Source organism: Nocardioides sp. (assembly GCF_964228225.1).
In the GTDB taxonomy this organism is placed as follows: Bacteria; Actinomycetota; Actinomycetes; order Propionibacteriales; family Nocardioidaceae; genus Nocardioides.
The window spans coordinates 1-26,013 of sequence record NZ_CAXQZB010000082.1; the positions used below are offsets into that span (position 1 = coordinate 1).

The 26,013-nt window shown below is 74.1% G+C and carries 21 protein-coding genes; 9 read left to right on the plus strand and 12 right to left on the minus strand.

The annotated features are described in order from the left end of the window. Positions 1-67: 67 nt before the first annotated feature. The 3 genes from ACERUJ_RS19320 to ACERUJ_RS19330 form a co-directional block, all read right to left on the minus strand. Positions 68-3,235 (minus strand): (Fe-S)-binding protein, encoded by a 3,168-nt coding sequence (locus ACERUJ_RS19320; RefSeq protein ID WP_370250583.1) that lies wholly within the window; start codon positions 3,233-3,235, stop codon positions 68-70. Between the two features lie 154 nt (positions 3,236-3,389). Then, positions 3,390-5,966: a hypothetical protein gene (locus tag ACERUJ_RS19325; RefSeq protein WP_370250584.1), complete on the minus strand. Its 2,577-nt coding sequence runs from the start codon at positions 5,964-5,966 to the stop codon at positions 3,390-3,392. A gap of 177 nt (positions 5,967-6,143) precedes the next feature. After that, complete coding sequence (locus ACERUJ_RS19330) at positions 6,144-7,418, minus strand: choice-of-anchor P family protein (protein ID WP_370250585.1); 1,275 nt, start codon at positions 7,416-7,418, stop codon at positions 6,144-6,146. 219 nt (positions 7,419-7,637) lie between these two features. On the opposite strand from ACERUJ_RS19330, the gene ACERUJ_RS19335 reads away from it, so the two are divergent. From ACERUJ_RS19335 to ACERUJ_RS19350, 4 genes are all read left to right on the plus strand, one after another. Continuing rightward, positions 7,638-8,012: a molybdopterin-binding protein gene (locus ACERUJ_RS19335; protein ID WP_370250587.1), complete on the plus strand. Its 375-nt coding sequence runs from the start codon at positions 7,638-7,640 to the stop codon at positions 8,010-8,012. A gap of 75 nt (positions 8,013-8,087) precedes the next feature. Beyond that, positions 8,088-8,846, plus strand: a complete 759-nt coding sequence (gene modA / locus ACERUJ_RS19340; protein ID WP_370250588.1) for a molybdate ABC transporter substrate-binding protein — start codon at positions 8,088-8,090, stop codon at positions 8,844-8,846. A gap of 7 nt (positions 8,847-8,853) precedes the next feature. After that, a complete protein-coding gene (locus ACERUJ_RS19345; RefSeq protein ID WP_370250589.1) occupies positions 8,854-9,654 on the plus strand; it encodes an ABC transporter permease in 801 nt (266 codons plus the stop codon). Next, complete coding sequence (locus tag ACERUJ_RS19350; RefSeq protein WP_370250590.1) at positions 9,651-10,694, plus strand: ABC transporter ATP-binding protein; 1,044 nt, start codon at positions 9,651-9,653, stop codon at positions 10,692-10,694. The genes ACERUJ_RS19345 and ACERUJ_RS19350 overlap by 4 nt, the downstream gene beginning before the upstream one ends. 16 nt (positions 10,695-10,710) lie before the next feature. Here the strand turns inward: ACERUJ_RS19350 and ACERUJ_RS19355 are convergent, their stop codons facing one another. The 5 genes from ACERUJ_RS19355 to ACERUJ_RS19375 form a co-directional block, all read right to left on the minus strand. Beyond that, positions 10,711-11,532: a hypothetical protein gene (locus ACERUJ_RS19355; RefSeq protein WP_370250592.1), complete on the minus strand. Its 822-nt coding sequence runs from the start codon at positions 11,530-11,532 to the stop codon at positions 10,711-10,713. A 135-nt stretch (positions 11,533-11,667) separates the two neighbouring features. Then, positions 11,668-12,543, minus strand: coding sequence for a CoA ester lyase (locus ACERUJ_RS19360; RefSeq protein ID WP_370250593.1), 876 nt, complete (start codon positions 12,541-12,543; stop codon positions 11,668-11,670). 12 nt (positions 12,544-12,555) lie between these two features. Next, on the minus strand, positions 12,556-13,638 hold the full coding sequence (locus ACERUJ_RS19365) for a CoA ester lyase (RefSeq protein ID WP_370250594.1): 1,083 nt from the start codon (positions 13,636-13,638) through the stop codon (positions 12,556-12,558). A gap of 49 nt (positions 13,639-13,687) precedes the next feature. Continuing rightward, positions 13,688-14,296 (minus strand): DUF1992 domain-containing protein, encoded by a 609-nt coding sequence (locus tag ACERUJ_RS19370; protein ID WP_370250595.1) that lies wholly within the window; start codon positions 14,294-14,296, stop codon positions 13,688-13,690. A 151-nt stretch (positions 14,297-14,447) separates the two neighbouring features. Next, positions 14,448-15,074 carry a nitroreductase family protein gene (locus ACERUJ_RS19375; protein WP_370250596.1) on the minus strand — a complete coding sequence of 209 codons (627 nt, stop codon included), beginning with the start codon at positions 15,072-15,074 and terminating at the stop codon, positions 14,448-14,450. A gap of 168 nt (positions 15,075-15,242) precedes the next feature. Between ACERUJ_RS19375 and ACERUJ_RS19380 the strand changes: the two genes are divergently transcribed. The 5 genes from ACERUJ_RS19380 to ACERUJ_RS19400 all read left to right on the plus strand — a co-directional run bounded on the left by ACERUJ_RS19380 (position 15,243) and on the right by ACERUJ_RS19400 (position 22,186). Further along, the gene (locus ACERUJ_RS19380) at positions 15,243-15,425 is read left to right on the plus strand and encodes a hypothetical protein (RefSeq protein WP_370250597.1); all 183 of its coding nucleotides are present in this window, start codon (positions 15,243-15,245) and stop codon (positions 15,423-15,425) included. Between the two features lie 38 nt (positions 15,426-15,463). Continuing rightward, on the plus strand, positions 15,464-18,454 hold the full coding sequence (locus ACERUJ_RS19385) for an AAA family ATPase (RefSeq protein WP_370250598.1): 2,991 nt from the start codon (positions 15,464-15,466) through the stop codon (positions 18,452-18,454). Positions 18,455-18,464: 10 nt separating this feature from the next. Then, the gene (locus ACERUJ_RS19390; RefSeq protein WP_370250599.1) at positions 18,465-19,244 is read left to right on the plus strand and encodes a hypothetical protein; all 780 of its coding nucleotides are present in this window, start codon (positions 18,465-18,467) and stop codon (positions 19,242-19,244) included. Between the two features lie 80 nt (positions 19,245-19,324). Next, positions 19,325-20,779, plus strand: coding sequence for a cytochrome P450 (locus tag ACERUJ_RS19395; RefSeq protein ID WP_370250600.1), 1,455 nt, complete (start codon positions 19,325-19,327; stop codon positions 20,777-20,779). Positions 20,780-20,851: 72 nt separating this feature from the next. Next, positions 20,852-22,186, plus strand: a complete 1,335-nt coding sequence (locus ACERUJ_RS19400) for an MFS transporter (RefSeq protein ID WP_370250601.1) — start codon at positions 20,852-20,854, stop codon at positions 22,184-22,186. Position 22,187: 1 nt separating this feature from the next. Here the strand turns inward: ACERUJ_RS19400 and ACERUJ_RS19405 are convergent, their stop codons facing one another. The 4 genes from ACERUJ_RS19405 to ACERUJ_RS19420 form a co-directional block, all read right to left on the minus strand. Beyond that, positions 22,188-22,640 (minus strand): hypothetical protein, encoded by a 453-nt coding sequence (locus ACERUJ_RS19405; RefSeq protein WP_370250602.1) that lies wholly within the window; start codon positions 22,638-22,640, stop codon positions 22,188-22,190. Positions 22,641-22,764: 124 nt separating this feature from the next. After that, positions 22,765-23,871, minus strand: coding sequence for a diacylglycerol kinase (locus tag ACERUJ_RS19410; RefSeq protein ID WP_370250603.1), 1,107 nt, complete (start codon positions 23,869-23,871; stop codon positions 22,765-22,767). Then, positions 23,868-25,028 carry a sulfotransferase gene (locus ACERUJ_RS19415; protein WP_370250604.1) on the minus strand — a complete coding sequence of 387 codons (1,161 nt, stop codon included), beginning with the start codon at positions 25,026-25,028 and terminating at the stop codon, positions 23,868-23,870. Before ACERUJ_RS19415 ends, ACERUJ_RS19410 begins: the two co-directional genes overlap by 4 nt. A 32-nt stretch (positions 25,029-25,060) precedes the next feature. After that, on the minus strand, positions 25,061-25,909 hold the full coding sequence (locus tag ACERUJ_RS19420) for an SDR family oxidoreductase (protein WP_370250605.1): 849 nt from the start codon (positions 25,907-25,909) through the stop codon (positions 25,061-25,063). Between the last annotated feature and the right edge of the window lie 104 nt (positions 25,910-26,013).

Below are 26,013 nucleotides of genomic sequence, written 5' to 3' on the forward strand. Positions count from 1 at the left end.
CGCCCCCCGGCCCCCGCGCGGGCCGCCCCCCGCCGGGGCGCCGGCCCTCGCCGGTGGTGCGGATGCCTCAGAGGTCGAACAGCGACCCGGCGCCGTGGATGTCGACGTCGGTCTTCGGCTGGTGGGCCTCACCCGACGACACCGGTGCCGCCGGAGCGGCGGGCTCCTCCGCGGGCGCGTCCTCGACCGGAGCCTCCTCGGCCACGGCCTCCTCGGCCGGAGCCTCCTCGGCCGTCTCGACGACGGCCGCCTCGGCCTCCGGCTCGGGGTCTGCCGCCGCAGCCTCAGAGGTCTCAGGGGCAGCTGCGGCCGGCTCGGGAGCGGCGATGTCGAACAGCGACCCGCCCGAGGGGATGGTGCTCGCCGGTGCCTCGGCCGCGGGCTCCGGGGCGGCGATGTCGAAGAGCGAGCCGCCCGAGGGGATGCTGCTGGCCGGCGCGGCCTCCGCGGCGGGAGCCGCGGGGGTCTCGGCAGCCGGGGCGGCGGGAGCCGGGGCGGCCTTCGGGGCCTCGGCGGGAGCGCTGATGTCGAACAGCGAACCGCCCGACGGGATCGACTCGGCCGGAGCAGCCGGTGCCAACTCGGCCGGGGCTGCCTCCGCCGCGGGGGCGGGCTCTGCGGAGGGGGCGGCCTCCTCGGCCGGAGCGCTGATGTCGAACAGCGACCCGCCGCCGCTCGCCGGGGCGGCCGGGGCCGCCTTCGCCTCGGGCGCCGGGGTCTCCTCGCCCCCGAGGTCGAACAGCGAGCCGCCGCCCGAGCCGCCGGAGGGAGCGGCCGGGGCCGCGGGAGCGTCGCCGCCCATGTCGAACAGCGAGCCGCCGCCCGAGCCTCCGGCCGGAGCGGCCTTGGCCTCGGTGGCCGGGGCGTCGCCCAGCAGCGCGGACGGGTCGTCGAACAGCCCGCCGCCCGAGCCGCCGGCCGGCGCCGCCTTCGCGACCGGCTCCTCGACCTCGACCTCGGCCGGGGCCGGGGCCGCCTTGGCGACGGGAGCCTCGACCGTGGTCTCCTCCTTCACCAGCGTGGCGGTGCCGCCACCGCCGGCCGCGGGCGCCGGGGCGCTGCTGGGAGCGAGCTTGGTGGCCATCTCGCCCTTGACCGAGGCCAGCAGCATCTGGGCGACGTCGAGCACCTCGACCTCGGGCCGCGCGGTGCCCTGGTCCTGGGCGGCGGTGAGGCCGTCGGAGAGCATCACGCGGCAGAAGGGGCAGCCGACGGCGATCTGGTCGGCGCCGGTCTCGATGGCCTCGGTGGTGCGGTTGATGTTGATCCGCGAGCCGAGGTTCTCCTCCATCCACATGCGAGCACCACCGGCGCCGCAGCAGAAGGACCGCTCGGAGTTGCGCTCCATCTCCACGACCTGCGCACCGGGCAGCACCTGGAGCAGCTCGCGCGGCGGGGAGTAGACGCCGTTGTGGCGGCCGATGAAGCAGGGGTCGTGGTAGGTGATCGAGCGCTTGTGGGCGCCGGCGCCGTCCTTGACCGGGGTCAGCTTGCCCTCGCGCACGAGGCGGTTGAGCAGCTGGGTGTGGTGCACGACGTCGAGCTCGAGGCCCAGCTGCTTGTACTCGTTGCGCAGGGCGTTGAAGCAGTGGGCGCAGGTGGAGACGACCTTGGTGGCCTTGGCCTCGCCGAGCACCTCGATGTTCTGCTGGGCCAGGGCCTGGAAGACGAACTCGTTGCCGGCCCGGCGCGCGGAGTCGCCGGTGCAGGTCTCGCCGTTGCCGAGCACCGCGAAGGAGACGTCGGCCATGTGCAGCAGCTCGGCCACCGCACGGGTGGTCTTCTTCGCGCGGTCCTCGTAGGCGCCGGCGCAGCCGACCCAGAACAGCCACTCGACGCTGGAGAGGTCCTCGAGGTCCTCACCCACCACCGGCACGTCGAACTCCAGGCCCTTGGCCCAGTCGAGGCGGTCGGTGGGGGACATGCCCCAGGGGTTGCCCTTGCTCTCCATGCGCTTGAACAGGCCGTTGAGCTCGGCGGGGAAGTTGGACTCCACCAGCACCTGGTAGCGGCGCATGTCGACGATGTGGTCGACGTGCTCGATGTCCACGGGGCACTGCTGCACGCACGCGCCGCAGTTGGTGCAGGACCACAGCACGTCCTCGCTGATCGCGAAGTCGCCGCCGTCGGGGTTGTAGAACCAGTCGTTCTCCTCGCCCGCGCCGATCAGCGCGCGCTCGGTGTGCGCGGGGTCGCCGGCCGCCTTGGCGTAGGCGTGGTCGCGCAGCCCGGTGATGAGCAGCTTGGGGGACAGCGGCTTCTCGGTGTTCCAGGCCGGGCACTGGCTCTGGCAGCGACCGCACTCGGTGCAGGTCGTGAAGTCCAGGATGCCCTTCCAGGAGAAGTCCTCGACCCGGCCGACGCCGAGCACGGCCTCCTCGTCGAGATCGTCGATGTCGTCGAGGGTGATCGGCTTGCCGGCCGAGGTGAGCGGCTTGACCGCACCCAGGGCGGTGCCGCCGGAGGACTCGCGCTTGAACCAGATGTTGGGCCAGGCGGTGAAGCGGTGCCAGGCCACGCCCATGGTGATGTTGTTGGCGATGACCAGCAGCCAGACCATCGCGAGGACGACCTTGAACATCGCGATCGCGATGATGGTGTTCTCCAGCGCGGTCTCGCTGGTGGTGGAGTAGAGGTTGCCGAAGTACTGGCTCACCGGGAAGTGGAAGCCGGAGTACTTCTCGGTCTCGCCCTTGAGCTGGCCCAGGTTGTACTCCGCGCCGCGGATGAACAGGATCGCCGCGCCCTCGACCAGCGCCATCACCTCGACGAAGTACGCCTGCCACTGGGTGGAGCCGTAGAAGCGGCTCTGGCGGCCCTTGCGCCGCGGGTGGTTGATCTGGCGGTAGGCGATGAGGAAGACGATGCCGATCGTGCTCAGGACGCCGAGGCCCTCGCTGGCCCACTCGTAGAGGAAGAAGTGGCCGAACACCGGGAAGGCGAACTCGGGGTCGAAGACCTGCACCATGCCCGCCAGCACGGCGGTGCTGAGCAGCAGGAACGCCGCGTAGACGAACCAGTGCATGACGCCGACCCAGTGCCACTGGAGCATCCGCGTGTGGACGAAGGTCTCCTTGACCATCGTCACGGTGCGGCTCAACGGCTCGTCGGTGCGGTTCAGGGCCGGCTGGCCCTGCTTCATCACACCGAGCATGGTGCGCACGGCCTTCGTCGTGGCGGCGATCGCCACGACGGAGATGCCGAGCGTGATGATGATGGCGATGATCTGGAACATGCGGTTGGGGTGCTCCCGTTCGTTCGACTGCTGCCGGGCGGGCAGGGCGAGCCTAGTGACACACCCGCGTCGCGTCTGCCGCGCATCGGGTGAGTGAAATCCTACCGAGAGGTAACTTCGGCGGGGGCGTGACCTGCGTCATGCCGGAGCGGGGTCAGGCGCGCAGGCCGATCACGCGCCCGGCCGGGGAGAAGCTGATGGTGGCCATCGCCCGCGCGCCGGCGTCCGCGCCGCGCACGCACACGCCGGACTCCCGGCCCAGTCGGCGGTAGGGCTGCCCGACCGCGCGCAGCACCTGCGTGGTGGTCATGCCGGGGCGCACGAGCCGCCGCAGCTGCGCGGGGGTGCGCGCCAGGTCGGGGTTGCGGCAGGAGTCGGGGGCCACGCCCACCGAGCGCTCCCACATCTGCAGGTAGGCCTCGGTGCCGCGCGCCATGTCGTCGAACAGGTCCGCGCCGCGGCGGCCGGCGACCTTGGTGAGGTCCTCGATCCAGTCGGGATACAGCCCGTACTGGGCGACGCCGTCGCGGTTGATGTCGTAGACCCGACGCCCCGCGTGCTGCCGGGACACGCGGACCCCGCCGAGGCCGGTGAAGGGGTAGGTCACCGGGTTGCGGACGTCGGCGCCGCGCGGGTCGCCCTGGGCGCCGAGGCCGTTGATGTCGGCGCCGAAGCCGATGCCCCAGTAGTAGCGCTCGTCGGCCCAGCCCACGTGGGTGCGCCACTTGTCGACGAACCCGGTGGAGTCGCCGGCGTAGGGGGTGATGAAGCCGCCGGCGCGGTAGATCCGGGGGTAGGCGTCGGCGGTCGACCACGAGTGGGAGGAGATGACGCCGGGGTGGTCGACGCGCTCGATCACGTCCAGCGCCGCCTGGCGCGCCTTCACGCTGAGGTGGTCGGGGTCGAAGATCATGCCGCGCCGCACGAGCTCGCGGATCGTGTGCTCGCCCAGGCCGGTGAGACCGCGGCGGTTGCAGTGCAGCGGGGCCGGGTACAGCGGCGTGGCGGGCAGCAGGCCGCCGAACAGCTCGCCGACCGCCCCGAACAGGGCGTCCTGCGCGGGCTGGCCGCTGTCGGGCAGGGCGTACTGGGTCTTGTCCGCGCTCTCGCCGTCGGCGGGCTCGCAGTGCCGCATGTCCCAGAAGGTGCCGGTCTCGAGGAAGTTCGCGCCGTTGACGATCACCCCGGTGGTGCCGTTGTCGCCCGCGACTCCCCCCAGGGCGTTGTCGAACTTGTTGACCAGCTCCATCTGGCGCACCCCGAGCCGGTGCATCTCCCCGATCTGGCGGGTGATGTCGGCGGCGGTGCAGGCCGGCACGTCGGTGCCCAGCACCGCCTTGAAGGTGCAGCCGAAGGGCACGCTGGTCTCGATGCCCATGACCACCGCCATCTTGCCGGCGTTGATCACCCGACGCGCCTGGAAGGGGTCGGTCACGATCCGGTAGAAGCCGCGGCCGGGGCCGCCGAACTGGGCGTCGATGTAGTCCTGGAACTCGTACATGCGCCGGGCCTGCAGGCGGATGGAGTCCATGTCGTCGCAGGAGTTCTTCTTCAGCGGGTAGACCTGGCACAGCTTGTTGTTCTCGACCAGCAGGTTCACGAACAGCCGCTGCCCGCCGCGCCACGCGCGCTCCATCCAGCGGTAGTAGGTGCCCTCGTGGGTGAGCGACTCCGGCGCCGGCCAGTCCTTGAACGTCGGCCAGCCGACGGGGTCGTGGGAGGGCTCGCCGGACAGGAACGTCTCGAGCGCGGCGCCGTAGCCGCCGGTGGCGGCGTGGTCGGGGCAGTCGACCAGGGCGTAGGTGACGCCGTAGGGGTGCCAGGGGCGGCCGCAGTGGGCCCGCCCGCCGAGGAACTCGAAGGCCATGCCGTGGGTGTGGGCGTCGACGAACCCGCGCACCTCCTGGAACGACGTCGTGCCGGCGAACGGGCGCCCGGTGATGTCGATCTGCGACTCGGGGAACACCGCGCAGCCGCGGCCCAGGCGCAGCGCGAGCGGCGTCGGGCGATCGCCCAGGCGGGCCCCCGAGCGCGACAGTTGGAGCGCGGCGCCGCCGGGCAGACGGAAGGCGAAGCCCTCGCCCTGCGCGGTCACGATCCAGTCGGTGGCCGAAGACGGCGCGGTGGCGACCCCCAGCGCGCCGTCGACGTCGCCGACGAAACGGCCGGGGCCGGCGTAGAGCAGGTAGCGGCCCAGGTCGGTGGCCTGGAACCGCAGCCCCTGGGCACGGCCGGTGCCGGCGGCGCGGCCCTGCAGCCGCAGCCCGGTGCCGTCGGGTGCGGTGAGGGTGTAGCACCCGCCGGCCATGGCAAACCGGTCGGTGGGCACCCGGGGCAGGGCACGCCGGACCGCCGTGGTGGTGAGCGTCGGGTCGGGCAGGGCGCGCTCGCGGGCCACGTAGCGCTGCGCCGCCCGGGTGCGCGCGGTGTCGGCGGGGGCCAGGGTCTGGGCGCCGCTCTCGCCGCCGCGGGCCAGGGCGTTCTTGAACCGCGGGTCGTGGGTGTGCAGCGGCGTCCCGGCGGGGTCGGTGTGGGGCAGCCCGCGCGCGGCCTTGGAGGCCTCGTAGGAGGCCCGCAGGCTCTCGGTGCGCTCCACGCCCGAGGACGGCAGGGCGAGGGCCGTGGCGACGAGGACGACGGCCGTGGCCAGGGCGACGCCGAGGCGTCGCGCCTCCCGGCCGGCCGGCGGCACGGGGGAGGGGTGGGGCTGGGACGGGGCGGGCGTCGACACGGTGTGACCTCCGGGGAGCGGATCGTCCCGGCTGGGACCCGGTCACTGTAGGCGCCGCGGACGTGAAACTGAATAGGTTTCAGGTTTTTCCGCCCGGAACGGCGGACCGCCCGCCCCGAGCCTCACGTGGAGGCCCGGAGCGGGCGGTCGAGTCGTCCTGGTGGGGTTCCGGAACGATCAGCGCGTGGTCGGGCGGATCTTCGCCTTGGCGACACCGAGGTCGACCTGGGCGAGGGTGCCGTCCAGCAGGGTCACGCGCAGCGCGATCACCTTGACGCCGTTGCGGAGCTTCTCCACGACCTTGCCCTCGAGCTTGGCGAGGCCGGGGATCTCGATCTCGCCGAGCTGGTCGAGGTCGTAGGACTGGCCGTTGGCGATGATCTCGCCCACGTGGGTGCCCTTGGTGGAGATGTCGAGGCCACCGCTGGCGGTGCGGCGCACGTCGGCGACGCCCTGGGCGACCTTGATGATCAGCGAGCCGTCACCGATGTTGACCTCGGCGACCTTGCCGGCGACCGTGGCGTAGGGGAGCGGCTTGATGCCCGAGCGCTGCACGCCGGCGACGTCACCGGTGGTCAGCAGCGGGGTGAGGTCGGCGCCCACGAGGTCGCTGACGAGCTGCTCGCCGTCGCTGCCCACGCAGGGGATCGGCTGGAAGGCGTTGCGGCCGACCTGCGCGACGTTGTCGAGGACCTTGACCTCGAGGCCGGCGCCGTAGCCGTTGAACAGGCCGCGGGTGCGGGCCAGGTCGATCTTGGCGGCGGTCTCGCCGATCACGGCCACGGTGTTGGTGGGCGCGAACTGCAGGCGCAGCACGTTGCCGAAGGCGCGCGCGAAGTCGGCGCCCTTCTCGATCTTCTGGCGGCCGAGGTCCAGGCGCAGCAGGCCCGGGATGATGATCGGCTGGTTCGGGGTCGGGATGTCGAGGACCTGCGGGTCGCCGATCGGCGGGGTGAAGACGATCTTGGCGATCGAGTTCTCCACCTTGCCGCCGAACTTGCCGGCCTTGCTGAAGGCCTGGCTCAGCGACGAGACGCCGCGGATATCGAGCGAGCCGAGCGGGGTGTCGAGCAGCTCGATCTTGGCGATCGAGTGCATCGAGTACTGGGTGGTGGTCGCACCCTTCTGCTCGGTCCACAGCTTGGTCTTGACGCCGGAGACGGTGCCGAGACCCGGGATCTCGGTGCCCTCGACGAAGTTGGTGCGGGTCTTGCCGGCGAACCGGTTGCAGCCCATCACCGCGTAGCCGGTCTGGGCGGAGCCCAGCGGCACGAGGTCACCAGTCACGCGGGTGCCGTAGGCGTACCCGCCCATCTGGAACTTGGTCTTGATCTGCTTGGCCGAGACGGCCGGGGCGCTGGAGGGCGCCGCGGACGTCGGGGCCGCGAAGGTGCTGGCGGCGACGGCGGTCACGGCGACCACGGCGACTGCAGCAGGGATGAGGCGACGCAAGGAGTGCTCCTAAGGGTTGGGCCGCCTCCCCTCAGGCGACCAGGACAATCGGGGGCATCTTAAGCGCATTCGCGGCGCGGCACCTATCCGAGCCTGCGGGGTGGACGCCCGCGGGGGTATCTGAACATGCGAATCGGGGTTCGCCCGTCGCGCCGCGCGCGACCCGGATCGGACGGGTCCCGCGTCCGCACCGGGGTCCTGAGACCTAGGGTGGCGGACGTGGCGGATGTCGTGCGGATCGGCGAGGTGGCCAGCGCGCTGGGGGTCAGCATCGACACCCTGCGCCGCTGGGAGGCGGAGGGGCGGATCGCCTTCGACCGGCAGGGAGGTCAGCGGGTGCTGCCGCGCGCCCGGCTCGCCGAGCTGCTCGCCGAGCACCTGCCGCGGCCGCAGGGCACCAGCGCCCGCAACCGCATGAGCGGCGTCGTCGTGTCGGTCGAGCGGGACGGCGTGATGGCGCAGGTCGAGCTCGCGTGCGGGGAGTTCCGCATCGTCTCGCTGATGAGTCGCGAGGCCGCGGACGACCTCGGCCTGGCGCCCGGCGTGCCGGCCACGGCGGTGGTCAAGGCGACCACCGTCATCGTGGAGGCGTGACGCCGGACCCGGCCTGCGGCGGCACCAGCGCCGGCCCCCGCCGAGTATGAGGGTCGTCATGTCATGATCGCTGCCATGTCGCGGAAGAACCTCGGTATCGCCCTCGCCCTGCTCGCCCTCGGCCCGCTGCTCAGCGCGTGCGGCGGGGAGGAGGACCAGCAGACCATCACCGTGCTGGCCGCCGCCTCGCTCACCGACACCTTCGAGCAGCTGGCCGCCGACTTCGAGGCCAGCCACGAGGGCGTCGACGTGCGGCTGGCCTTCGACTCCTCCGCGACGCTGGCCGCGCAGGCCGCCGAGGGGGCCGACGCCGACATCCTCGCCACCGCCGACACCACGACCATGGGGGAGGCCTCCGACGCCGGCGCCGTGCGCGGCGAGGCCACGGTCTTCGCCACCAACACCGCCACCCTGGTGGTGCCGGCCGACAACCCCGCCGACATCACCACGGTCACCGACCTCGACCGCGACGGCGTCGTCTACGTCGTGTGCGTCGAGACCGCCCCCTGCGGCAAGGCGGCCGCCGCGCTGCTGCCCGCGGCCGGCGTCACGGCGCCGCCGGCCAGCGAGGAGGTCGACGTCAAGGCCGTGCTCGCCAAGGTCACCTCCGGCGAGGCCGACGCCGGCGTCACCTACGTGACCGACGCCGTCGCCGCCGGTGACGCCGTGCGCACCGTCGAGCTTCCCGGGGCCGAGGACGCCCGCCAGGAGTACCCGATCGCGCTGCTCACCCAGACCGCCGAGCCCGACCTCGCCCAGGAGTTCCTCGACCTCGTGCTCTCCGAGCAGGGCCGCCAGGTGCTCGCCGACGCCGGCTTCGGCCCCGTCGCCTGAGGTCCGCATGCGGCCACTGCTCGGACGCGCGCCGGCCTGGCTGGCCCTCCCCGCGGCGGTCGCGGTGGTGTTCCTCGTGGTGCCGCTGCTGGCGCTGCTGCTCCAGACGCCGTGGCGCGACCTGCTCGACCTGGTCGGCACCGCCGAGGTCCGCGACGCGCTGCGGCTCACCGCGCTGACCTCGGCGTGCACGGTGGTGCTGTGCCTGCTGTTCGGCACGCCGCTGGCGTGGGTGCTCGCCCGGGCGCGGTTCCGCGGCCTCGCGGCGCTGCGGGCCCTCATCGTCGTGCCGCTGGTGCTCCCCCCGGTGGTGGCGGGCGTCGCGCTGCTGGCCGCCCTCGGCCGCCGCGGGCTGGTCGGGGAGCCGCTCGCGGAGGCGTTCGGGGTGCGCATCCCCTACACCACGGCCGCCGTCGTGATCGCGCACACCTTCGTGGCCCTGCCGTTCTTCGTGCTGGCGGTGGAGGGGGCGTTCCGCACCGCCGGCGCGGAGTTCGACACCGTGGCCGCCACCCTCGGCGCCGACCGCTGGACGACGTTCCGCCGCGTCACCCTGCCGCTGGCCCTGCCCGGCCTCGCCGCGGGCTGTGCCCTGGCCTGGGCCCGATCGCTGGGCGAGTTCGGCGCCACGATCACCTTCGCCGGGAACTATCCCGGCGCCACGCGCACCATGCCGTCGCTGATCTACACCGAGCTGCAGGGCGACCCCGAGGTCGCCCGCACGCTCAGCCTGATCCTGCTCCTCGTCTCGATCCTGGTCCTCGGCGCCCTGCGCGACCGGTGGCTGCGACCGGGGGTCGGCGGATGAGCGGCGCGGAGACCCCCCGCGGCCTGCGCTGCGACGTCGTCGTGCCCGGGCGGCTGCGGGCCGCCCTCGACCTCCCCCCGGGCGAGGTGGTGGCGGTGCTCGGACCCAACGGTGCGGGCAAGTCCACCCTGCTGCACGCCGTGGCCGGGCTGCTCGGCGACGTCGGCCCGGTGGAGGTCGCGGGCCGGCGCTGGTCCGGCGCCGGGCGCCCGCCGGTGCTCGTGCCCGACCGACGGCTCGGGATGGCGTTCCAGGGCCAGCTGCTCTTCCCCCACCTCACCGCGCTGGAGAACGTCGCCTTCGGGCTGCGCACCCGCGGGGCGAGCACCGCCGAGGCCGCCGCCACCGCCCGCGACTGGCTGGCGCGCTTCGGCATCGAGGACCTCGCCGGCCGGCGGCCCCGGCAGCTGTCCGGCGGCCAGGCGCAGCGCGTGGCCCTGGCCCGGGCGCTCGCCCCCGGGCCGAGCCTGCTGCTGCTCGACGAGCCCTTCGCGGGGCTCGACGTCGGTGTCGCCACCGCCCTGCGCGCCGACCTCGTGCGCCACCTCGCGCCCCTGGAGGCGGTGACGCTCGTGGTCACCCACGACGCCGTCGACGCGGCGGTGCTGGCCAGCCGGATCCTGGTGGTGCAGGACGGCGAGGTGGTGCAGGAGGGCGCCCCGGGCGAGGTGCTCGCGCGGCCGGCGACCGCCCACGTGGCACGGCTGGTGGGACTCAACGTGATCGAGGACGACCCGGCTGCGCCCGACGGACCGGACGGGCCGGAGGGGGGCGCGGGGCGGCTGGGCTGCTTCCGGCCCTCGGCGGTGGCGGTGTCGCTCGAGGAGCCGACGGGGTCGCCGCGGCGGCGCTGGGCCGGCGTCGTCACGGGCGTGGTGCGCCACGGGGACCTGCTGCGCGTCGAGGTGGCCACCGACGCCGGTCCGGTGCTGGTGGCCGACCTCACCCCGGAGGCGGGCACCGAGCTGGCCCTCGACGTCGGACGCCGGGTGTGGCTGGCGGTCAAGGCGACCGCCATCGACTGGCAGCCGGCCCGCTGACCCCGCGGGGCCCGGCTCAGCGGCGCCGCAGCAGCCCGCGACGCTCCTTCGGGGGCCGGATCTTCCAGAGCACGGGGGCGTCGCCCACGAGCAGGCCGCGGGCCTCGATCACCGCCCCCACCGGCGGCGACTCGGGCAGCAGCGACGCCGGGCCGCACACCACCAGCTTCATGCCCAGGGTCTGCACGGTGATGGCGTGGAAGCTCTGCCCGGTGCGGGAGTGCACCGGCTGCTCGGCCTCCACGACCGTGCCGACCAGCCGGCAGCGGGGGTCGACGTCGGCGGCCACCTGCTCGGGGTCGGGCGCCTCCTCACCGTCGGCCACGAGGGTGAACATGCCGTAGGCGATCAGCGAGGGCACCTGCAGGCGCACCTCGCCGCCGTCCTCGGCCGGGCCGAGCAGGCTGGCCTCGGAGGCGGTGAACGCCTCGGCGTCGGCGTGCACGGCGGCGGTGCCGGCGAGCAGGGTCATCGAGCCGGCGATCGAGCGCACGTGGGCGCGCGGCACGAACAGCCGCTGCGGGGAGTCGAAGCAGACCCGGGTGAGCACCTGCCCCTCGTCGTCTTCGACGTCGCCGAGCAGGTACTGCCCCGAGGGACCCACGCCGCCCAGCCGCACCCCCAGCGGGCCGGCGAAGGACGGCACGAGGTCGATGATGTCCTCGCCCGCGGTGGTGACGCTCAGCATCGCGCCGCTGGCGTCGCGCAGCACGGTGGTCTCGATGCCGCTCGCGCCCACCGCGGAGGGCTCCACCTGGGCCAGCCAGGGGTCGAGCAGATCGGTCAGGGCCTGGGGGTCGGCGAGGTCGACACCGATGCAGGCGAGGGTTCCGGGCATAGGACGATCCTCCCGCGTCGTCGCCTCACCCGACCGAGCGGTCCCGGGTGGGGGCGTCGTACCAACCGTCTGTGCTGTTTCCGACGCCGGAAACAGCAGGAACGGTTGGGACGACGGACCCCGCGGGGACCCGGGTCAGGCCTCGAGGGCCGCGATCGCCTCGGCGATGGAGAGGGTGCGGGTGGCGGACTCGACGTGGAGGTTCTCCACCATCCGGCCGTTGTAGGTGACCACGCCGCGGTCCTTGCCCTCCTCCCAGGCGGCGAGCACGCCGCGGGCGTCCTCCACGGCCTGGGCGGACGGCGCGAAGGCGGTGTTGGCGCCCTCGATCTGGCCGGGGTGGATCAGGGTCTTGCCGTCGAAGCCCATCTGGCGGCCCTGCTCGCACTCGGCGAGGAAGCCGTCGATGTTCTTGACGTCGTTGTAGACGCCGTCGATCACCGCGATGCCGGCGGCGCGGCCGGCCAGCAGGGCGGTGTGCAGGCTCGGCAGCACCGGCGCGCGGCCGGGCACGTGCTCGCAGTACAGCTCCTTGACCAGGTCGTTGGTGCCGAGCACGAAGGCGCCCAGGCGCGGACTGGCGGTCGCGATCTGCAGCGCCGAGAGCACCGCGATCGGGGTCTCGATCATCGCCCAGAGCCGGGTGTGCTCCGGCGCGCCCGCGGCCTCCAGCGCGGCGACCAGGCCGAGCACCTCCTCGGCGGAGTTCACCTTCGGCACCACGACGGCGGCGGGGCCGGCCTGCGCGGCGGCGACGATGTCGTCGTCGTGCCACTGGGTGCCGATGCCGTTGACGCGGATCGTGAGGGTGCGGCGGCCGTACTCGCCGCTGGTGACGGCGGCCGCGGCGGCCGCGCGGGCCTCGGGCTTGGCGTCGGGGGCGACGGCGTCCTCGAGGTCGAAGATGATGCCGTCGACCGGCAGCGTCTTGGCCTTCTCCAGCGCCTTGGCGTTGGAGCTCGGCATGTAGAGCACCGAGCGCAGCGGGGTGAAGCCGGTGGGAGTGGTCATCGCGGAAGTCCCTCAGATCTCGATGGCGTCGTAGGCGGCCTTGAGCTCGGGGTCGATCGCCGCGAGGCGCTCGGCGAGCTCGACCATCACCAGGCACTGCGTGAGGGAGGCGTCGTCCTCCATCTTGCCGTCGAGCATGACCGCGCCGGTGCCGTCGCCCATGGCGGCCACCACGCGGCGGGCGTGCTTGATGTCGGCCACGCTGGGGCTGAAGACCCGGTTGGCGATCGTGATCTGCTTGGGGTGCAGGCTCCAGGTGCCGACGCAGCCGAGCAGGAAGGCGTTGCGGAACTGGTCCTCGCAGGCCACGACGTCGGTGATGTCGCCGAAGGGGCCGTAGTAGGGGTAGATGCCGTGCATCGCGCAGGCGTCGACCATGCGGGCGATCGTGTAGTGCCACAGGTCCTGCTGGAACGTGGCGCGCGGGCCCTCGATGGCCTCGGGGGAGGTGTCGGTGGGGTCCTGGCGCACGAGGTAGCCGGGGTGGCCGCCGCCGACGCGGGTGGTCTTCATGCGGCGGTCGGCGGCGAGGTCGGCCGGGCCGAGCGAGAGACCCTGCATGCGCGGGCTGGCGCCGCAGATCTCCTCGACGTTGGCCACACCGCGCGCGGTCTCGAGGATCGCGTGCACCAGGATCGGGCGGTCCAGGCCGGCCTTGGCCTCGAGCTGGGCCAGGATCCGGTCGATGTAGTGGATGTCCTCGGCGCCCTGCACCTTCGGCACCATGATGACGTCGAGCCTGTGGCCGATCGCCGGCACCAGGGTGGTGAGGTCGTCGAGCACCCAGGGGCTGTCGAGCGCGTTGATGCGGGTCCACAGCTGGGTGGAGCCGTCGGCGCCGCCGAGGCCCTCGGTGCTCTGGCCGATGCGCACCAGGCCCTCGCGGGCGGCCACCTTGTTGTCGGCCTTGACGGCGTCCTCGAGGTTGCCCAGCAGCACGTCGACGGTGCCGACCATGGCCGGGATCTTGGCGGCCATCTTCTCGTTGCTGGGGTCGAAGAAGTGGATGGCGCGGCTGGGGCGCGCGGGGATCTCACGCAGCGGCGCCGGGGCGCCGACCGCCAGGGGTCGGAAGAAGTCCTTGCTCGAGCGCATGGTCCCCGACCCTAGCGCCGCCCGAGGACCCCTCGGGGCGACCGTCTGCTCAGCGGGCCCGTGATCCCCACCACCGTCGCCGCGGGCGGTCGGCCCCGGTCCGCGCCTCGCGGGCCGCCTCCGCCCGCAGGGCCTCCCGGCGCGCCCGACGCCGCTGCGCCCAGGCGGCCACCTCGGCGTCGACGTCGCGGGTGGGGGTGACCACCGGCGGCCCGCCCTGGAGCTGACGCCGGGCGGTGACGACGCGGCGGTTGAACACCGCCACCGCCTCCCGCACCTCCTTCTCGGTGCCGAGCCGGTCGAGGTCGGCCTCCAGCACGGCGTCGTCCTTGCGCAGCTGGAGGGCCTCGGGCAGCACGCCGGTGATCTGCTCGCGCTCGAGCAGCCGCTTGACCCACCAGTGCGGGTCGTTGCTCTCGCCGAGGTTCGGGATCGGCTTCCCGGCGCCGGGCAGGTCGTCGAAGTCGCCCCGGGCCATCGCGACCCGGATCTGCTCCTCCACCCACCGCGCCTTCGACCCGATGCGGGCCTGGGCGGCCTCCTGCGCGGTGCCGGTGCGGTCGGCCGCGCGGTACCGCTCGGCGATCTCGCGCGGGGCGAGCAGCTCGGGCTCCTCGACGGGACCGAGCGGTTCGGGACGGCGGCTGGTTTCACTCATGGCGATCTCGGGCCCAGCCTACGAGCCGCCCCCCACCCGGTCGTGGGGTCGCCGTCCCCCGTCGCACCAAGCATTCCGCAGGCCGATCCGCCCGATCCGCCTGCCGGATGCTGGGGACGACGCAGGACCTGCGGCTCCGGATCGGGTGAGGTCAGGGGGTCCAGGTGCCCCGGTGCACGACATCGGTCCAGGGCCGGCGGGCACGGCGGCTGGGGGAGCCGAGCCGGGCGTCGGGCGCGGGCTCGTCGGGATGGCCGAGGGTGAGCACCCCGATCGGGTCGAACGCGGCCGGGATGCCGAACTCCGCGCGCAGCCGCGGCTCGGCGCCGGGGGCGAGACCGAAGAAGCAGCCCCCGAGGCCGGCGTCGGTCATGGTCTGCAGGATCAGCAGGCTCGCCATCGCGGTGTCGAGGTGCCAGTACGGCATCTGCCAGCGCGACTCGTCGCGGTCGGTCCAGCCCTTGTCGGGCTCGGCGTAGCGGTCGAGGTAGGCCTGCTTGCTGCTGCACGGCAGCACCACCACCGGCGCGGTCATCATGCCGCGCAGCCAGGCGCCGGGGGAGTCGACGGCGTCGGTGCTGGCCCGCCAGAACCGGGCGACGTCGTCGGGGGAGTCGAGCACGAGGAAGCCCCAGCCCTGGGTGAAGCCGGCGTTGGGGGCGCGGGTGGCGTTGCGCAGCGCGCGGTCGAGCAGCTCGGGGTCGATCGGGTCGGTCCGGTAGCGCCGCACCATCCGCCGGCGCCGGACGACGTCCTGGAACTCCACGCGGGCCAGCATCCCATCCGCATCCCATCCACGGCCGGTCTGAGTCCGGTCTGAGGCGGGCCAGGGGCGGGTCTGAGGTAGCCGGCCGCCCGGGATCGGGCACGTGCCCGATGTCCGCCCCTACCTCAGACGGCGAGGGTCGGGGTGTCAGGTGAGCGAAGTGGAGGAGAGGAGCCCCCGATGTCCTACATCGACCCCCGGATGGTGCAGGCCGAGATCGACTACCGGGTCGAGCGCGCGGCGGCAGGCGCGTCGGCCCGGCGCGGGCGCCGCGCGGCGACCCGCATCCCGTTCCTCGACGCGGGCGAGGTCGCCGAGGCGGGCAGTGCGCGTCGTGCGCGGTGGACGGGGCGCCGGCACTGACGCCCCAGGCGGTCGCCCGCATGGGTCAGGATGGGCCCGTGGCGATCCACCCCAGCACGCTGATGGTCGGGCGGGACGCCGAGCTGGCCGAGGTCGCGGCCTCGGTCGGCGTCCGCCCGGCCCGGCCCGCCCATGGGCTGAGCGACCTGCTGCTCTCGGGCGACGCCGGGGTCGGCAAGACCCGCCTGCTGCGGGCGCTGCGCGACCTCGCGGTGGCCGAGGGCTGGCGGGTCGCGGCCGGGCACTGCCTCGACTTCGGCGACAGCGCCCTGCCCTACCTGCCGTTCTCCGAGCTCGTCGGCCGGTTCGCGGCCGAGCAGCCCGACGTCGTCGCGGCGGTGACGGCCGCCCATCCCGCCCTCGCGCGGCTGCAGCCCGGCCGCCGGGTGATGGCCACCCGACCGGCCGAGGCCGAGTCCGCCGAGGAGTCGGGTGCGTCGCTGGACCGGGCCGAGCTGTTCCGGGGCCTGCACGCGCTGCTGGAGTCGATCGCCGCCGATCGACGGCTGCTCGTGGTGGTGGAGGACTGCCACTGGGCCGATCGCTCCACGCGCGACCTGCTGTCCTACCTGCTGGCCCGCGCCGACGCCGGCGGCTTCGCGCTGGTGGCGAGCTACCGCTCCGACGACCTGCATCGCCGCCACCCACTGCGCCGTCAGGTGGCGGAGTGGTCGCGGCTGGGCGGGGTGGACCGGATCGCGCTCGGCCCGCTCTCGGACGACGCCGTGACCGCCCTGATCGAGCAGTTGGTGCCCGGGGGTCTGCCCGAGCGGGAGCGGCGCGACGTCGTGGCGCGCGCCGAGGGCAACGCCTTCTTCGTGGAGGAGCTGGTGAGCGCCGCCGCCGAGCAGGGCTCGGTCGTGCCCGCCGACCTCGCCGACCTGCTGCTGGTGCGCCTGGACCGGCTCCAGGACGCCGCCCGTCAGGTGGTGCGCACCGCGTCGGCGTCGGGACGCCGGGTGACCCACGCGATGCTCGAGGCCACCAGCGACCTCGCGCCCGAGGCGCTCGACGAGGGTCTGCGCGCCGCGGTGGAGATGAACGTGCTCGTGCCCGAGCGCGGCGGCTACGCCTTCCGCCACGCGCTGCTGGGCGAGGCGGTCTACGACGACCTGCTGCCCGGCGAGCGGGTGCGGCTGCACGCCCGCTACGTCGCCGCCCTGCGCGACGGCTCGGGGCCCGGCACGGCGGCCGAGCTGGCCCGTCACGCCCGGCTGGCGCTGGACCGCTCGACGGCGTTGCTGGCCGGCGTCCGGGCCGGCAACGAGGCCTCGCGGGTGGGCGGTCCCGACGAGGCGGCGTTCCACTACCAGCAGGCCCTGGAGCTGCTCACCGGCGATCCGTCGCTGGCCGACCTCGGCGTCGACGCCTCCAAGCTCACGGTGCAGGCCGCCGACGCGCTCACCGCCATGGGCGACCTCGAGCGCGCCATCGCGGTGCTCAGCGAGCAGCTGGAGCTGCTGGGGCCGCGGGCCGACGCCCCCCGGCGCTCGCGGCTGCTCAGCGCGCTGGCCTCGGCGATCGCGATCACCGAGAGCGAGCTCGACCCGCGCGCGGTCTCGGCCGAGGCCCTCGCCCTGGCCCCCGACGGCGACAGCAGGCTGCGGGCCCGGGTGCTGGCCAACCACGCCAAGGTGCTCTTCCTCACCGGCGACGCCGCCGGGGCGCAGGCGGCCGGCATGGAGGCGCTGGACCTCGCCGAGCGGCTCGACCTGCCCGACCTCGCCTCCGACGCGATGACCACGCTGGGCGGGCTGAAGAAGGCGGGGCCCAAGGAGGGGCTGCGCGGGGCGCTGGAGGAGGCCGTGGCCCGGGCCGCGGAGGTCGAGGCCGTGCACGCCGAGCTGCGGGGCCGCTTCCTGCTCGGGCGCAGCTACGAGGACTGGGCCGAGTGGGACCTCGCCGAGCACTGGTTCGCCAGCGCCCTCGAGCGGGCCGAGGCCTCCGGTCTGCCGTGGGCCCCCTACGGGTTCGAGTCCCGGTGGCACCTGGCGCAGCTGCACCACCTGCGCGGGGAGTGGGACCGCGCGCTGGAGGTGCTGGTGGTCGAGGGCCCGTTCCCGCCCCCGATCCCGCGGGCGCTGCTCACCAGCGCCCGGCTGCTGATCCAGCAGGGTCGCGGCGCCGACGTCCGCGCCCGCGCGGTGGGCCTGCGGCCGTTCTGGCGGCGCGAGGGGGCGGTGGTGCTCCTCGCCGCACCGCTGGAGATGGTCGTCGCCGCCCGCGCCGGTGAGCCCGCCGAGGCCCTCGCGGTCTACGACGACGCCGTCGCGGTGCTGGCGAGCAACTGGCACGAGTGGTTCAGCGCCCGGGTGCGGCTGGCCGCGGTGGCGCTCGGCGTGCTGGCCGATGCCATGCCCCGCGCGAGTGCCGCCGAGCGCCAACGGTGGCTGCCGGAGGCCGAACGGCTCATCGCCGACGGCCGGGCGGTGCTCGACCGCATCGACGAGGCCGGCGGGTTCTGGGGCCCGGAGGGTCGGGCCTGGGGGGCGCGGCTGGAGGCCGAGGCGCTGCGGGTGCGCTGGGCGGCCGGGCTGGCCGGGGCGGACGGGTCGGACGGGCCCGGCGCCGCGGACCTCGTGGCGGCCTGGCGGCGCGCCGAGCAGGCGTTCCGGGCGATGGGACACGTGCCCGAGACCGCGGCCGTGCAGGTGGCCCTGGCCGGACTGCTGCGCGCCACCGGCGACGCCGAGGGTGCCCGCGTGGCCGCGGCCGACGCCCGGGAGGCCGCCGAGCGGATGGGGGCGGTGCCGCTGCTCGACCGGCTCCGCGTCGCGGCGCCCGCCGGGGGCCGTGCCGCGTCCGCCCCGGCCCCCGCCGCCCCGGCGGCGGTGAGCCTCACCGCCCGTGAGCAGGAGATCCTGGACCACGTGGCGCAGGGACGGACCAACGGCGAGATCGGCAAGGTGCTGTTCATCAGCACCAAGACCGTGAGCGTGCACGTGTCGAACATCCTGGCCAAGCTCGGTGCGGGCAGCCGCACCGAGGCGGCTGCCATCGGCCGGCGCCGTGGCCTGGTGCGGGACTGAGGGCGTCGTCGTGTCGGACCGGCCCCGCCTGGCGCCGCCGGCCGCCGCGGCGCCGTCGGCCGGTCCCGGGCTGCTGCTCGCCGGGGTGCTCGCGGCGGCGGCGGCCGCCCTGGCGGTGTCCGGACGCGTCGGGCTGGGCCTGGTGGTGGCGATCCTGGGCGTCGCGGTGGGCGTCGCGCCCTGGCAGCCCCGTGGCGCCGCGCCCGCGACGGCCCGGCCCCTCACCCGCGACGGCGCGACCGTGCTCGCCCTGCGGGCCCCCGACCGGCGCACCGTGCTGTTCCTCGCCCTGCTCACCCTCGACGTCGCGGTCGTGCTCGCGGCGTGGAGCCTGTCCGACTCCCCGCCCTCCGAGCACCGCGTGCGCGCCGCGCTGGTGGTGTTGGCCGGGCTGGGCCTGGTCCTCGCCACGCTGCGCGAGGTCGTCGACCTGCGCGCCGCGGGCGGTGGCGAGGTGGTGCTCGAGGCCGAGTACGTGACCGTGCGCCATCCCGGCGGCGCCACCGCCCGGTTCCGCTGGGACGACGTGCTCGCCGTCGTCGGCTACGACCGGGCCGACGGCGACCCCGTGCTCGCCTTCGAGACCGATCGGGCCGTCGTGCGCGGCGCCGACGGCCGCGAGTCCGTCGTCGCGGCCCGCGACCTCGGCCGCTGGACGGCGGTGCGCACCGCCGACCTCCTCGTCGATCCCGACCGGGCCCGGGCGCTGCTGCAGCACTACGTGCTCTACCCCCGGGAGCGGATCGTCGAGCTCGGGACCCCGGCCGCGATCGTGCGGTTCCTGGGCTGACGGTCCCCGGGCCTCGGGAGCGGGTGCACGGGCTTCGAGAGGCCCGCCGGGGCGGGGCCCCGCGGCCTACAGTGGTGGGCGTGACCACCCTGGACAACGCGGCCGGCCTCGAGGATGCGGACGGCCTCGCGGACGTCGCCGACCTGACCCGCTCCCGGTTCCGCACGGCCGCCCCGTCGGCGGGCGGCGCGCTGCCCCGGATCCCGCGTGACCAGCTGCCGCCCGGCCCGCGCTGGCCGGCGCTGGTGCAGACCATCGCCCTGATGCGGCTGCGCCACTGGTTCCACCCGTGGCTGCAGCGCCGCTACGGCGACGTCTACACCGTGCACCTGATCCCGCAGTCGCGTCCGCTGGTGATGGTCACCCGCCCCGAGCACACCAAGGAGGTCTTCTCGGGCGACCCCGAGCAGTTCCACGCCGGGAAGGGCAACGCCATCCTCGGCCCGATCATGGGTCAGCACTCGCTGCTGCTGCAGGACTCGATCGACCACAAGCGGGCCCGCAAGCTGCTCATGCCGCCGTTCAACGGTGCCGCGCTGCGCGAGTACGAGCAGATGATCTCCGACCTGGCCCGGGCCGAGGTCGACCGCTGGTCCGACGGCGACACCTTCCGCTCGCTGGACCGGATGAACGCCGTCACCCTCGAGGTGATCCTGCAGGTCGTGTTCGGGGTCAGCGACGAGCAGCGCCTGGCGGCCCTGCGGCCGCGGGTCAACGCGACCGTCGACATCAGCCCCACCGTGCTGCTCGGCTGGGGGTACCCCTTCCTGCAGAGGTTCGGCGTCTGGAAGCGCACCGTCGACAACCAGTACGAGCTCGACCGGCTGATGTACGCCGAGATCCGCGAGCGTCGTGAGGCGCCCGACCTCGCCGAGCGCGGCGACGTCCTGTCCCGGCTGATCCGGGTGGGGCAGGAGGCCGCCGCGGAGGGTCGCCCCGAGGACGCGCTGTCCGACGTCGAGCTGCGCGACCAGCTCGTGACGCTGCTGCTGGCCGGCCACGAGACCACCGCCACGGCGCTGGCCTGGACCCTGCACGAGCTCGGCCGGCATCCCGAGCTGCACGCCCGCAGCGTGGCGGCCGCGCGTCGCGACGGCGTCGACGCCGCCGAGGGCGACGCCTGGCTCGATGCCGTGCTGAAGGAGGCACTGCGCCTGCACCCCGTGATCCCGATGGTCGTGCGCACCCTCCAGGCGCCGGCCACGATCGCGGGCTACGACCTGCCCGCCGGCACCACCGTCGGCCCCTCGATCGTGGTCACCCACCAGCGCAGCGAGCTCTACCCCGACCCCGAGGTGTTCCGTCCCGACCGCTTCCTGGGGCAGAACCCGCCGCCGAACACCTGGATCCCGTTCGGCGGGGGTGCACGGCGCTGCATCGGCGCCGGCTTCTCGCTGATGGAGGGGGTCGCGGTGCTGCGCGAGGTGCTCACCCGCTTCGACGTCGAGGCCGTGGGCGAGGACGAGCCGAAGGTCCGCAACATCACCTCCGTGCCGCGCCGCGGGGCCCGGATCCGGGTGCGCGCCCGGGCCTGAGGAACCGCCTGGGGAACCACCTGGGGAACCACCTGGGAAACCCGGTGCGGGGCGGCGTCGTCGGCTGCCACGATGGCTCCTCGTGACCTGCCCGACGACCGGCCCGACGACCGGCCCATGACCTGGCGTGAGCGCTGGCGCTCGATCCGCCTCGACACCACGCCGCTGCGCACCTCCCGCGATTTCCGGCTGCTCTTCGCGGCCGGGTCGGTGTTCTACCTCGGCGCGATGGTCACCTACGTCGCGGTGCCGTTCCAGGTGTACGCCCTCACCGGTTCCAACCTCGCGGTGGGCGCCATCGGGGCGGTCGAGCTGGTGCCGCTGGTGGTCTTCGGGCTCTACGGCGGGGCGCTGGCCGACCACGTGGACCGGCGCCGGCTGCTGGTGGCGAGCGGGCTGGTGCAGGCGGTGGCCACCGCGGTGCTGGCCTGGAACGCCGCTCGCGAGCGTCCCGACGTCGCGCTGATCTTCGTGGTGGCGGTGGTGCTCACGAGCGCCAGCGCCCTGCAGCGACCCTCCCGCGAGGCGCTCATGCCGCGCACGGTGCGTCACGACGAGCTGCCCGCGGCCAACGCGCTCACCAGCGCCGGGATGCAGATCGGGCTGCTGCTCGGGCCGACCCTGGGCGGGGTGCTGATCGCGACGGCGGGGATCGCGTGGTGCTTCGTGGTCGACGTCGTCGGGCTGCTCGTGGCGAGCGCCCTGTACCGGGCGATGCGTCCCTACCCCCACCGCGCGGAGACGACGCCGCCCAGCCTGGCCGGCATCGCCGAGGGGGTGCGCTACGCCGTGGGTCGGCGCGACCTGCTGGGCACCTACCTGGTCGACATCGCCGCGATGCTGCTGGCCTTCCCCGTGGTGGTCTTCCCCGCCCTCGCCGAGGAGGTCCTGCGGGCGCCGGAGCTGCTCGGCCTGCTCTACTCCGCCGAGACCGTGGGGGCGATGGTCGCCACCGCGCTCTCTGGCTGGACGGGGCGGGTGCACCACCACGGCCGCGCGATCGTGATCGCCGCCGCCTGCTACGGCGCGGCCATCGGCTGCGTCGGGCTGATGCCCGACATCGCCCTGGTGCTGGTCTTCCTGGCCCTCGCCGGCGCCGCCGACATGATCTCCGGGGTCTTCCGGTCCACCGTGTGGAGCCAGACCATCCCCGAGGAGATGCGGGGCCGGCTGGCCGGCATCGAGATGCTGTCCTACTCGCTCGGGCCGCTGGGCGGTCAGGTGCGGGCCGGCGTCACCGCCGACCTGTGGTCGGTGCGGGGCGCGATCGCCAGCGGCGGCTTCGCCTGCGTGGTGGGCGTCGGCGCCACTGCGCTGTGGCTGCGGGACTTCTGGCACTACGACGCCCGCACCGACCCCCACGCCGTCGCCGAGCGGGAGACGCGGTCGGCCGACGGCGCGGCCTGACTCACCCGGGGAGCTCGACGCTCTCGGCGACCGCCTCGAAGAGGTCGCACCACTCCTCGTAGTCGGTGCACGCGGCGGTGCAGGTGAGGGTGGTGCCGAGCCGGCCGAGGGCGGGGACGTCGCTCCACCAGCACCACTGCTCGGCGACGACGTCGAGCAGGCCCTCGCGGTGCAGGAAGCGGCGGAACCGCACGGGCTCGCCGAGCAGGTCGAAGGAGTCGAGCTCCTGCACCTGCACCCGCTGCAGGGCGGCATCGAGCTCGGCGTCGGCGCGGGTGCGCCAGGCCTCGAGGTCGGGCTCGGGCACGCGGACCCGGCGCAGGGTGATCTCGGGACGCCAGCCGCTCTGCGGCACGTGGGGCGCCCGGGCGGTGACGACGACGCCGCGGGCGGCGTCGCTGCGGCGCGGCCAGTCGGGCGGCAGGACGACGGAGGGGATCGGGAGGACGCTCATGGCGGCAGCCTGCGCCGGGGATCCGACGCGCCGCGGCCCGCCGCACCCCCGCCGGTGGAGGGAGTCGACCGGCGGGGGTGCGGTGGAGGATCGGGGGACCTTCAGCGGTCCTCAGCGGCCCGCGTCAGCGGATGGTGCCGACGCCGGGGATGAGCGGCAGGTCGAGCGCGGTGACCCAGCCGGCGGGCAGGTCGCGCACGGACGGCACCGCGTTGAGGGCGCGCATGCCGGTGGCCAGGCAGCCCGCCACCGCCGGGGCGCGTCCGGAGCCGTCGGTGAAGCGGAACGAGGTCTCCTGGGAGATCGACGGCGAGCCCTCGATGTCCACCCGGTAGACGTCGTCCTGGCTGCCGGCCGGCCACTCCGGGGCGGCGTCGAGGCCGATCCGGTTGACGTGCTCGAGGCTGATGACCTCCCGGCCCTGGTAGATCCCGTTGATCGTGAAGCGGATGGCGGCCACCTCGCCGGCCTTCACCACGCCCTTGGCGCTGGGCCGGTCGGTGGGGGTCACCCACTTCTCCCAGGTGGTGGTGATGTCGTCGAGCTCGATGCCGGCCGCCGCGGCCATCATCGGCACCGTGGCCCCCCACGCCATGATCAGCAGGTCGGGGATCTCCAGCAGCGCGGTGAACTCCGGCGGCCGGCCGATGCCCATCTCGTCCTCGTAGTCGCCCTCGTAGTCGGTGTAGTCCAGCAGCTCGCTGGCGCGCACCGAGTCCACACGGCCGCACAGGCCCATGAGCGTGAGCGGGAACAGGTCGTTGGCGAACCCGGGGTCGATGCCGGTGGTGAAGCAGGAGGCCCCACCCTCCTCGCACGCCGCGGTGATCGGGTCGATCCACGGGGCGGGGTTCTGCTTCATGCCGGGCCACACCCACGGCGTCATCGCGGTGGAGCAGACGTCGATCCCGGCGCGCAGGAACGCGCTGATCAGCCGGATGTTGTCATCGGCCTTGGCGGCGGTGGGCCCGTAGTGCACCAGCGCGTCGGGGGCCAGGGCGATGAGCGCGTCGACGTCGTCGGTGCACAGGATCCCGGTGGATCCGCCGGGCAGCCCGCACACGTCGGCGACGTCGCGGCCCACCTTGTCGGGGTTGCTGACGCCGACGCCGACCAGCTCGAAGACGGGGTGGTCGACCAGCTCGGCGGCCACCATCGAGCCGACGACGCCGGTGCCCCACAGCACCACCCGGTGCCGGGCCGGCGTGACAGGAGAAGCCGGGGCGCTCACCGGTCGAACGCCGTCCGGACGTCGGCCTCGGTGAGGCCGTAGTCGGCGAGGTCGTAGCGGTGCGACGGCTTGGCCGCGCCCTCCTTCGACTCCCGGTCCAGCTCCTCCACCGCGGCGCGGGCGCCGGGGGTGAGGTCGAGGCCGAAGTGGTCGTAGACCCGCTCGACGGTGCCCATCGGGTCGCGCCGCAGGTCGGCGAAGTCGACGTCGACGAACTGCGCGTCGGGGTAGCGGCCGCGGGCGTCGTGGTAGGCGTGGTAGCTGCGCGACCACAGATCCAGCTGGGTGCGGCCGATCGTCTCGCCCACGAAGGTCGTGGAGTGCTCCACGGTGGTCTCGGCCGAGAGCGAGCACGAGGACGCGATGCACACCACCGGGTCGCGGTGGGTGTAGACGACCAGCGCGTCGGGATAGACCGTCATCAGCGCGTCGAGGGCGGTCATGTGCGAGGGGTTCTTGAGCACCCAGCGCTTCTCGGGGTCGTTGAGGCCGATGAGCTGCAGGTTCTGCTTGTGACGCGCGTAGGCGTCGGTCCAGTCCTGCTGCTGGAGCCACGCGGTGTAGCGCGGCACGTGGGCCAGCGACTCGTAGCTGTTGGACTTGCCGGTCTGGCGCAGCAGCCGCCAGCACTCCTCCACCGAGGTGGCATCCATGTAGTGGATGCCCATGAACTCCGGGCTCTCCACGTGGTGCGCGGCGAAGGCCTGCTGCATGGCGGCGAAGATCGGGTCGTCGTCCCAGGTCTCCCGCGGCGGGCGCGGCTGGGGGAACTGGGTCAGCCACATCTCCAGGCCCTGCGCGTCGGGGTCGGCGTGCAGCAGCCGGTGCAGGGCGGTGGTGCCCGTGCGCGGCAGGCCCATCACGAAGATCGGCCGCTCGATGACGACGTCGGCGTGCTCGGGCCGGGCGGTGAAGGCGGCCTGGGTGAGCAGCCGTCCCACCAGCGCCGACTTCACCTCCGAGCGCTGGAAGTAGTTCCCGCGCGGGGTGAGGCCGGCCTCGGCGGAGTTCAGGTCCTCCACCAGCACCCGCAGCCCGGCCTCGTGGGCGTCGCCGCCGGTGTCGGTCATGCCGCCGGTGGTGCGCACGGCGGCGGCGAGGATGTCCTCGTAGCTGCCGACGTCCGCGCGCTCGCGGGTCATCACGTTGTCGCTCATCGCTGGCTCCTGGGTGCTCCTGGCCGGGTCGCTCAGGACTCGTTGTGGAACTCGCCGCAGTCGACGTTGATCAGCTGGCCGGTGATCGCCGAGGCGAGGTCGGAGGCCAGGAACAGCGTCGCGCGGGCGACCTCCTCGGGGGAGGCGAGGCGCTTGAGGTCGGTGGGGGCGGCCTTGGCGGCGTAGACGTCGTCGTGGGTGACGCCGTCGACCTCGGCGAGCCAGTCGAAGTAGGACTTGTTGACGTCCTCGTAGATGTAGGACGGCGCCACGGAGTTGACCCGGATGCCGCGCGGGCCGAGGTCGGTGGCCAGCGAGGAGGCCAGGTGCAGCAGGGCGCCCTTGGACAGCTTGTAGCCGCTGTACTCGGGCTGGGAGGAGTGCACGACGCAGGAGTTGAGCATGATGATCGAGCCGTGGGTGGCCGCGAGGGCGTCGGCGAAGAGCGCCGAGAGTCGCAGCGGGGCGAAGACGTTGGTCTCGTTGGCCGCGCGCAGCGACTCCACCGACAGCGCGCTGATCGGGTCCATCGGCGGGATGCCGAAGGCGTTGTTGAGCAGGCAGTCCACCCGGCCGAACTCGGCGAGCGCGGCCTCGACCAGCGCCTGGCGGGAGTCCTCGTCGGTGATGTCGGTGGGCACCACCAGCGCCCGGCGGCCGTAGGAGCGCACCACCTCGGCCATCTTCTCCAGCCGCGAGGCGGTGCGGCTCACGAGCACGAGGTCGGCGCCCATCTTGGCGGCCTCCTCGCCCAGTGAGCGGCCCAGGCCGGGGCCGACGCCGGAGAGCACGACGACCTTGTCCTTCAGCAGGGGGAGCGGGGTGTAGCGGGCCTCGATCGCGGCGTGGCTCTCGACGTGGGCGGCGGCAGTGGTGGTCACGCCGCACAGACTAGAACGTGTTTCAGTTTCGGTCGAGGGTCTGCGTTGGATCCGGCATGCTCCGGGTGCCGTGGGGGGTGCGTCGTACCAACCGTCTGTGTTGG